Genomic DNA, 3,222 nt, shown 5'->3' on the forward strand with positions numbered 1-3,222 from the left:
AGTTCTTATTCATTCTTCTCCCGTTCAACTTCATTTCCTGAATATATATGTTCTCTGTGTTGTTACCAGGTGCCGAGATGGTAAATTGGTTCCCGTTTTCAAGATGCAGCGTGATCTGATTAAACAGGGGAGATCCGAAAACAAACTGATTAGACGCCGGTGCAACAGAATAAAATCCCATGGCGCTTAATAAATACCAGGCAGAGGTCTGGCCATTGTCTTCATCGCCTGTATATCCATCCGGGGTTGGCAGATAAAGTCTGTCCATCACTTGCCTTACATGTCTCTGGGCTTTCCAGGGCTGACCGGCATAATTATACAGATAAATCATATGCTGGATGGGTTGATTGCCGTGGGCATATTGACCCATTCCAGCTATCTGCATCTCCCGGATCTCATGAATGACCTTTCCATAGTAGGATTCATCGAACACAGGGGGCATAACAAAGACCGAATCCAACATAGCTGTAAATTGGCGCTTGCCTCCCATCAGGTCGATTAATCCCTGGGGATCATGAAAAACACTCCAGGTGTAATGCCAGCTGTTGCCTTCGGTAAAGGCATCTCCCCATTTAAATGGATTGAAAGGTTTGCGAAATGAGCCGTCTTTGTTCCGGCCCCGCATGAGGTTGTCCTCCCTGGAGAAAAGATTCCTGTAATTCCTTGCCCGTGTGGCAAATTGATCGATCTCACTTTTAGGCCTGTCAATAGCCCTCGCTATCTGCCAGATACAATAATCATTATATGCATACTCCAGGGTTCGTGCAGCACTCTCATTGATGCCTACGTCATAAGGAACATAGCCCAATTCATTATAGTAGCTGGCTCCCAATCGGCCAACCGCCTCCACCGGACCATGACCTCGGGTATTCTTCACCATGGCCTTATAAAGCTTATGGATATCATATCCACGTATTCCACTCATATAAGTATTGGCAATGATGGATGCCGAATTCGATCCGATCATTACATCGCGGTACCCGGGACTTGCCCATTCAGGCAACCAGCCGCCTTCTTCATAAGTATTGACCAGACTTTCCATGTATTTCGCGTTAAAATCACGATACATAACAGAAAAGAAAGGGAAAACGCCCCGGAAGGTATCCCAGAAACCATTATCCGTATGCATGTACCCACTTTCCACCTTTCCATTGTAGGGGCTGTAATGCACCGGCTGGCCCTGGTTGTTCCATTCATAAAATTTCCTGGGAAACAACAAAGTTCGATAAAAACAGGAATAAAAAGTTTGCTTTTGATCCTGTGTGCCCCCTTCTAACTGGATCCTGTTCAGTTCCTTATTCCATGTATGGAAACCATCCTCCTTGATAGCCTCAAAGCTCTTCTCTCCCAGTTCCCTTTCCAGGTTAAGCTCGGCTTGTTGCGGACTGATAAAAGAAGAGGAGACCCGGACATGTACCGTTTCATTCTTATGGGTTGCGAAACCTATCACAGCACCTACATGCTCTCCCTCCTCAGAGAGCCCCCCCCTGTTGAGTGCTTGCTTATTCCAGGTATGGGTATATTGAAAGGGTTTATCGAACTTTGCTACAAAGTAATTATGAAAGTTGTCAGGCACCCCACCGTTATTATTCCTGCAATAACCAACAATCTTGTTCTCCGAAGGAATAATCTCCACTTGGGATCCCTGGTTAAATGCGTCAATCACAATATAGGACGAGTCGGATTCTGGAAACGAAAAGCGAAATATGGCCGACCTGTCGGTAGTGGCCAATTCGGTCCATACATTGGGTTCAGCCAGATAAACCTTATAGTAATGTGGCTTAACAATTTCCGTCTTATGAGAAAACCACGACTGTCGTTCGTCTTCTCTGTATTTCAGTTTCCCTACTACCGGCATCATAGAGAATGCCCCATAGTCATTCACCCAGGGGCTGGGCTGATGGGTTTGTTTAAAACCGCGCATTTGATGATCATCGTATTGATAGGCCCAGCCATCGCCCATCGGACTGGTTTGCGGGGCCCAGAAGTTCATCCCCCAGGGTCGGGCTATAGCGGGATAAGTGTTCCCATTGGACAGTTCAAATTTAGAATCTGTGCCCATTAGCGGATTGACATATTGAACCAAATCCTTTCGTTGAGCGGAACCTAAGGTTGATTCAGATGCCTCTTGTGCCGATACAGATTGTGGGTTAATTAAAAGCAAATACAAAAGCAATGGAATAATTGGTTTGGCTCCCATGATAAGAGATTTTTAAGGGGATTAGAAATAAGGTTCTGCAGGTCAAAAGTGCATAAACAAACACCGGGAATCTTGACCAGGAGATCTTTCGAAATGTAACCAAACCTAAGTAGCAGGGGGTCGAAAAAGATGGGTAAGAAAAAAGTAGGCAAAACCATATATGAACCAACTTGGGCCATCAAATCCTTTTATAACCACTCATTCATTTAATCACCCAACAAAAAGGCAATTATCCTGTAATGTTTGAAGTTATTTAAGATGAGACCCTTGGGCGATATGCTGATGCCAAGACCCTTCGCATGAAGTACTCTAAAGATTGCGTTCTAAACTCTTATGATGGCAATAATATAAAAATATTTTGTATTTCGGTGAGAATTTGGTGTCTTAATTTTGAAAAAATGCATTAAATACTATATATCAACTATTTATTTTTGGATAAAATCAATCCGCCAATCGGCAAATAAGGAAAAAGTCATTTAATCTGGCTTGATCATGGAATATTTAATCATTAGCCATCTCCTGGTCTATGCTTGAGGTAGCAAAGAACCTGATGAAATAGATATGCTGTAAGGGCGAGATCTACCCACAATCTCCCTTAACAAGAGAAAAATCATCAAATGCAATCAATTGACTCTTAGAGAATCTAGAATAACATTGATAAATATCAAAGAAACAATTTAGTTGTTTATAAATCTTTGTATTATTTTACTACCTTATAAGATTTCTTTCATGCCACCTGTTTGAAAAAGAAAAATCGACCCAATAAAAAATAATGAAAGAAGACCAATCCCATCACCCGCACAAAGAATTTCTGGAAGGCCTGATCTCAGGAGATCGCCGGTTCTGTTCCCGGTATGCCCATAAATACCTGGAAGAAAACCCATCCATTCAGGATCTTTACGAAGATGTCTTTAAGACTTCCCTCTACGAAATAGGCAAATTCTGGGAGTACAACAAAATTAGTGTCGCCACCGAACACCTGGCCTCGGCAATCGTGGAAGCCATCCTCAATGAATTTTATC

The 3,222-nt window shown here is 42.8% G+C and carries 2 protein-coding genes; one reads left to right on the forward strand and one right to left on the reverse strand.

The window, feature by feature from the left end; genetic code table 11:
• The coding region (locus KGY70_19660) for a GH92 family glycosyl hydrolase (protein ID MBS3777421.1) at positions 1-2,200 on the reverse strand (2,200 nt) is incomplete at its 3' end.
• A gap of 772 nt (positions 2,201-2,972) precedes the next feature.
• On the opposite strand from KGY70_19660, the gene KGY70_19665 reads away from it, so the two are divergent.
• The coding region (locus tag KGY70_19665; GenBank protein ID MBS3777422.1) for a B12-binding domain-containing protein at positions 2,973-3,222 on the forward strand (250 nt) is incomplete at its 3' end.

It is taken from the genome of Bacteroidales bacterium, from assembly GCA_018334875.1.
Classification (GTDB): Bacteria; Bacteroidota; Bacteroidia; order Bacteroidales; family UBA12077; genus JAGXLC01.